This window comes from Mesorhizobium sp. M7A.F.Ca.CA.004.04.2.1 (genome assembly GCF_004022825.1).
Lineage (GTDB): Bacteria > Pseudomonadota > Alphaproteobacteria > Rhizobiales > Rhizobiaceae > Mesorhizobium.
The window spans coordinates 1-5607 of record NZ_RZPH01000332.1; the positions used below are offsets into that span (position 1 = coordinate 1).

Sequence of the window (5607 nt, forward strand, 5' to 3'; positions counted from 1 at the left end):
GGCCTGTCCTTCTCCGATGTTCCGGAAAAACTCGAAATCCCGTTCTCGGCCGTGCGCGGCTTCTATGATCCCTCGGTCAATTTCGAGCTCGAATTCGACGTCAAGACGGATGGCGCGGCAGCCGAGGAACCGGCTGCGCCAACTCCGGAGCCGCTGACCATCGTCTCCGAGAAAAAGCCGAAGGCCGAGAAGAAGGCCGCCGCCGAGGCGGAGAAGAAGCCTGCGGCCGCGGACGCCGCCACCAAGGGCGCCGAAGTGGTCTCGCTCGACGCCTTCCGCAAGAAATAGGCCGGCGACTTACGCCGTGGCCGAAATCGTCAATCTCCGCCAGGCCCGCAAGCAAAAGGCGCGGGACGAAAAGCTGCGCGCCGCCGACAAGCCGACGCTGCCGACGACGATCGGCGAGGAGCTGTCGACCAATCCCTTCCTGCGCTGGCACGATCCGGCGATCCGCAAGCATCTGGGGCTGGAGAAAGCTTCGGACGCCGAGGTCTTTGCCGAAATCCGCAAGCGCAAGGACAATTTCTAGGCCCGGTGGTATCGTCGCCATGACCAGCTCCGCAGAAATTATCGCGACGCTCGGGCTGAAGCCGCACCCGGAAGGCGGCTGGTATGCCGAGACCTTTCGCGATGGCACTGGCGGCGCGCGCGGCCATTCGACGGCCATCTATTTCCTGCTTGAGGAGCATCAGGTTTCGGCCTGGCACCGGGTCAAGGACGCCGCCGAGGTCTGGCATTTCCATGCCGGCGCCCCGCTGGCACTGGCGATGTGGGAGGAAGGCAGTACCGTTGTGGAGCAGGTGCTCGGCATCGATCTCGCAGCCGGTGAGCGGCCTCAGATCGTCGTGCCGGTAGGCTGGTGGCAGTCGGCGCGCAGCCTGGGCGAATGGACGCTGGTCGGCTGCACCGTCGCGCCGGGCTTCGAGTTTGCCGCCTTTGAGCTGGCCGAACCCGGCTGGCAGCCGAAACAACCCTAACTCAATAAGAACCCAAATTTAGCAGGAACCCAAGTGTCGTCGCGAGCTGGGCGGCGTAGTACAGCGCCCAGACGGCGAAGCGCATCCAGGCGCGGTGGGGCGAGATGGCGGCGACAAGGAATTTCTCGGTGGCGAGCAGCCCGTCCGATACCATGAACAGCACGGCGCCACCGATCACCCACATATTGCTTGTTGTCAGCGCCGAGATGCCCATTGCCAGGATCGCGGCGATATAGACGGTGATCGGGATACCCAGGCCGGGACCGACGCGACGCCACAGCGCCGCCAGCATGATGACCACGAACACCGCCATGGCGAGCCCGATCGCTCCGCGCCACGGCTCGGCGCCAAGCACTCCCAATCCGCCACCGCTGCGCAGGAACAGCGCGACATAGACGATGTGGGCGACGAGAAAACTGGCCAGCCCGCCGAGAAAGGCCTTTTCGCCGTCGCGCGACAGGAAGGCGTCGCCAGCGGCGCTGAGTGCGAGCGCGGCGACCAGCAGCAGCGGGCCGCCCTGCAGTCCGGCCAGCACGGCAAGCATCGCCACGGCAAGCGTCTTTGCCGCCGAGCGGGCGAGCGTCGGCGGCATGCCTAGCGTGAACGCATAGATCACCGCCGCCGCCAGCGAAAAGATCAGTGTCGCATTGGCATTGGCGTCGATGCCGCCCGCAAACGGCATCGTCATGCCCGGCTCCGCCTTTGGATGCCCTGGGCTCCGCCTTCGGATGACCCGGCTCGGCTCTCGGTCGCCGCAGGCTTGCGCAGGAACAGGGATTTTGCGGCGAGCACCGCGCCACCGGTGATGAGCACGCAGGCGGCGAGGATGCGCAGCGACGGCTCGGCGACGCCGGCCGCGATCAGCACCAGCGTCGACAACAGCGGTGCGGCGTAGCTTGCGGCACCCAGCACCTGGATGTTGCCGCGTTTGACGCCGATGTCCCAGGCATAGAAGGCAGCGCCCACCGGCATGAGGCCAAGACCAAGCACCGCCAGCCACTGACCGGCGCCGACGGGCAGAACGGTCTGTTCCAGCGCCAGGTGGCAGGCGAGCGACAGCACCGCGGTCGCTGCGCAGAACCAGGTGACGATGCTGGTCGGCACCGACGGGAAGCGCCGCGACAACAACGAATAGGACGACCACAGGACGGCGCAGACGGCAGCCATGGCATAGCCGAAGGAATAGCGGGCGTCGAAGGCCAGCCCGCCACCCTTGGTGACGATCAGCACGGTGCCGGCAAGGCCGAGCAGCGCGCCGACGACATGGTTCCACGCCAGTTTTTCGCCCGGCATCAGCGCCGAGCCGAGCACGATCAGCAGCGGCCACAGATAGGCGATCAGGCTCGCCTCCACCGCCGGCGCATTGCGCAGCGCGGTGAAATAGAAGAAGTGGTAGCCGAACAGGCCGGCAATGCCGATCAGCCACACCTGCGGCGGTATCTTCTGGCTCTTGTCGGGTGCCGGCATGAACAGCCGCGCGATGAGCCCGACCCCGGTGCCGATCGAGAAGGTGATCGCCGACAAGAGGAACGGCGGCACCTGGCCCGACGCATCGGTGAGCAGTGCGAGCAACGCCCACATGGCGACCGCCGAAAAGCCGATCAGTGTTGCGCGCCCCATTCTGTCTCCAGTGGCGCGCCAATTCCGCGCCTGGCTATTGTACGGCTTCGAAACGCCCGGCGCTGATGGTCAAGGTGCCGATCTGCGTGCCCACCGTGGCACGGATCGGCGCATATACGCCGGTTTGGCCGAGCGGTGCAAACGTCACCATCATGCGGCTTTTGTTCTTGAGATAGTTGAGCGCCTTGCGGCCCTTGCGATAACCCGCCACCGGCTCGAAGCCCATCTGGCAGGTGACGGTGTCGCCCTTGTAGCCCGGGACCGAGATCGTGCCTTTCGACGCGTAGGTCAACGTCAGGTCGGCACGCATCTCGCCGTCATAGAACTTCACCGTGCGGCCGCAGACCTGGTCGAGACTGTCGGCATGAATGACGGTGGCGGCCATGGGATCGAGCACCGACGTCAGGTCGCCGGCACCGAGCGGTACCCAGTTCTTGGGGTCGCGTTTGCCCGGCGCCGGCACGACCTTCGTCGAGGTGACCCTGCCATTGGCAAAGCGGATATCGACAACCGATGCCTTCTTGCCGGAGGTGTAATCGGCGCGGAATGCCTGCGGCACCATTTTCTTGCCCGCGATCGTGCCTTTGGATGAGATCGTGCCGCGCGTATCGTCGAACAGCTTGGCGAGGCCGGCTGCGGTGACACTGCCTTGGATCGCGTAGGCGCCGTTCTCATAGCGGCTGGAAAACGTTGATTTCGCTATCGAAAGGCCGAGGAACGACACTGTGTACTCGCCCTTGAACGACTGCGGCGAGGCAGCAGACGCGGCGGACGGCAAAGCTATGGCAAGCATGGCAACAAGGGCATGTGGCGAACGAAGCATGGCGGGATCGGGTCCTTGATTTTCGGCCGGAGGCGGGCAACTCCGGTCTGGCATGTCCCTATGGAACCGCTTATAGGATGAATTCCGGCCTTAATATGAAATGCCGGGCGTGTCCGCAGGCAAGCTGGAGCTTGACGCCTCGGCGAAATGCAACTATGGAACGCCAACTTTTTCCATAAGGCCGCCTGACCAGAACCGCGCGCCACCCGGCGTGGGCTTGAGTGTTTGGCAGACCCCGAGAACTGAAGGTTAGAACAATGTCCCGCACCTGCGAACTCACTGCCAAGGCAGTCATGTCCGGCAACAATGTGAGCCACGCCAACAACAAGACCAAGCGTCGCTTCCTGCCGAACCTCGTCAATGTGACGCTGATTTCGGAAGCGCTGAACCAGAACGTGCGTCTTCGCATTTCGGCCAACGCGCTGCGTTCGGTCGAACATCGCGGCGGCCTCGACGCCTTCCTGGCCAAGGCCGACGTCAAGGAATTGTCGCAGCGCGCCCGTTTGCTGAAGAAGCAGATCGCCAAGAAGACCGCCGAACAGGCTGCCGCTTAAAACAGTTCAAAGGCGGGGGACGACCGCCCTGGCCAACCTCTTGTTGGCCTAGGCATCGGATCGAAGCCGCAAGGTTTCGGCAACCCGATGCTTAAATTACGAAGCTAGCGTAATCCGATTTCGGAATACGTTCCGCTGGTTCCATTACCCAGGATAAAAAAATGACTTTCTTCTCGCGATACTTGCCCTTCGTGGCCGCCATGACGCTTGTCGTCGTGGCATCGAACATTCTCGTGCAATTCCCGATGCAGGGCCAGATCGGCGGCCTCTCGCTGGCCGACCTTCTGACCTGGGGGGCCTTCACCTATCCCTTCTCGTTTCTGGTCACCGACCTCGCCAACCGCCGTTACGGCCCCACTGTGGCGCGCCGGATCGTCTTTGTCGGCTTCATGACGGCGGTGATCTGCTCGATCCTTGTCCCGCCCTTCCTGTTCCGTCACGGCCTGATCGAATTCGAGACCGCCGCCGACCGGCTGGTGCGGATCGCGGCCGCGTCCGGAGCGGCGTTCCTTGCCGCGCAATTGCTCGATGTGACTGTCTTCAACCGGCTGCGCCGCCAGAGCTGGTGGCGGGCGCCGATCGTCGGCACGCTGGTCGGGTCGGTGTTCGACACAGCCGTGTTCTTCACCGTCGCGTTCTCGGCCGCCTTTGCCTTCGCTGGTCCCAACGACGGCTTTGCGTTGGAAAACGCACCCTTGATGGGCGTGTTCCATGTCGACGCGATGCGTTGGATCTCCTGGGCGCTGGGCGACCTCAGCGTGAAGCTGATCATCGCCGTGGTGGCGTTGATCCCCTACCGTCTGCTCGCGGCCCGCTGGAGCCAGCCCGCGGTTGCGGCTTAAACCATGATCCCGAAAAGTGGGACCCGATTTTCGGAAAAGATCATGGTCGGACAAAGATCATGATCCCGTGGGTTCAGCTCGATTCGGCAAAGACCCCGGACGGCGGACAAGAACTTCGCCTCAAGCGGCGCGGCACCGAATTCTCGATCATGCTGGGCACCAACGAGCTCATGAACAGCCGCCTCAGCGGTTCCGAGGAAGCGCTGGCAAAACTGTCCTGTGAGCGGATTGCCGGCCATAGCCGGCCCACAATCCTGATCGGTGGGCTTGGCATGGGTTTTACCTTGCGCGCCGCACTCACAGAATTGGCCAATGATGCCGGAATTGTCGTCGCCGAACTGGTGCCCGCCGTCGTCGCCTGGGCACGTGGCCCGATGGCCGAAATCTTTGACGGCTGTCTCGACGATCCTCGCGTCACCATCCAGGAAACCGATGTCGGGCAGTTGATCCGGTCGCGGCCCGCGGCCTGGGACGCCATCCTGCTCGATGTCGACAACGGCCCGGAAGGCATCGTCCACAAATCCAACAACGCACTTTACAGCGTGCAAGGCCTCGCAGCCGCACGCAGCGCCCTGAAACCCGGCGGCGTGCTGGCGGTGTGGTCGCAAGGCCCCGACAGCGGCTTCACGCGGCGGCTGAAGCAGGCAGGCTTCGCGGTCGAAGAGGTCAGTACGCGCGCCAACGGCAAGCGCGGCGCCCGCCATGTCATCTGGATCGCCAACAGGACGTAAGCCGGCTGGCTCAATCCTGGTGGAGAATGAATTCCAGATAGAGGTTGCGCTGCAGGATCG

At 63.8% G+C, this 5607-nt stretch carries 9 protein-coding genes; 6 read left to right on the forward strand and 3 right to left on the reverse strand.

Features of this window, described 5'->3' with window-relative positions:
• From EN893_RS16265 to EN893_RS16275, 3 genes are all read left to right on the forward strand, one after another.
• Window positions 1-288 (forward strand): ClpXP protease specificity-enhancing factor SspB (locus tag EN893_RS16265; RefSeq protein WP_245490845.1); only part of this gene is annotated, 288 nt, incomplete at its 5' end.
• Between the two features lie 16 nt (window positions 289-304).
• Window positions 305-529 carry a DUF4169 family protein gene (locus EN893_RS16270; protein WP_128361645.1) on the forward strand — a complete coding sequence of 75 codons (225 nt, stop codon included), beginning with the start codon at window positions 305-307 and terminating at the stop codon, window positions 527-529.
• Between the two features lie 19 nt (window positions 530-548).
• Window positions 549-977 (forward strand): cupin domain-containing protein, encoded by a 429-nt coding sequence (locus EN893_RS16275; protein WP_127266957.1) that lies wholly within the window; start codon window positions 549-551, stop codon window positions 975-977.
• A 1-nt stretch (window position 978) separates the two neighbouring features.
• Here the strand turns inward: EN893_RS16275 and EN893_RS16280 are convergent, their stop codons facing one another.
• Genes EN893_RS16280 through EN893_RS16290 form a run of 3 tightly spaced genes read right to left on the reverse strand, consistent with a single transcriptional unit; the run spans window position 979 to window position 3420 of the window.
• Window positions 979-1665, reverse strand: a complete 687-nt coding sequence (locus EN893_RS16280; protein ID WP_127266958.1) for a lysoplasmalogenase — start codon at window positions 1663-1665, stop codon at window positions 979-981.
• Entirely contained in the window at window positions 1662-2597 is a 936-nt protein-coding gene (locus tag EN893_RS16285; RefSeq protein ID WP_127266959.1) for an EamA family transporter, read from the reverse strand. The genes EN893_RS16280 and EN893_RS16285 overlap by 4 nt, the downstream gene beginning before the upstream one ends.
• A 34-nt stretch (window positions 2598-2631) precedes the next feature.
• Window positions 2632-3420: a DUF3108 domain-containing protein gene (locus EN893_RS16290; protein ID WP_127266960.1), complete on the reverse strand. Its 789-nt coding sequence runs from the start codon at window positions 3418-3420 to the stop codon at window positions 2632-2634.
• A gap of 257 nt (window positions 3421-3677) precedes the next feature.
• Here EN893_RS16290 and rpmB point away from each other — a divergent pair, with 257 nt between their 5' ends.
• From rpmB to EN893_RS16305, 3 genes are all read left to right on the forward strand, one after another.
• Window positions 3678-3974 (forward strand): 50S ribosomal protein L28, encoded by a 297-nt coding sequence (rpmB, locus tag EN893_RS16295; RefSeq protein ID WP_013529373.1) that lies wholly within the window; start codon window positions 3678-3680, stop codon window positions 3972-3974.
• Between the two features lie 161 nt (window positions 3975-4135).
• Window positions 4136-4816: a queuosine precursor transporter gene (locus tag EN893_RS16300; protein ID WP_127266961.1), complete on the forward strand. Its 681-nt coding sequence runs from the start codon at window positions 4136-4138 to the stop codon at window positions 4814-4816.
• Between the two features lie 59 nt (window positions 4817-4875).
• Window positions 4876-5547: a hypothetical protein gene (locus EN893_RS16305; protein ID WP_127266962.1), complete on the forward strand. Its 672-nt coding sequence runs from the start codon at window positions 4876-4878 to the stop codon at window positions 5545-5547.
• Window positions 5548-5607 lie beyond the last annotated feature (60 nt).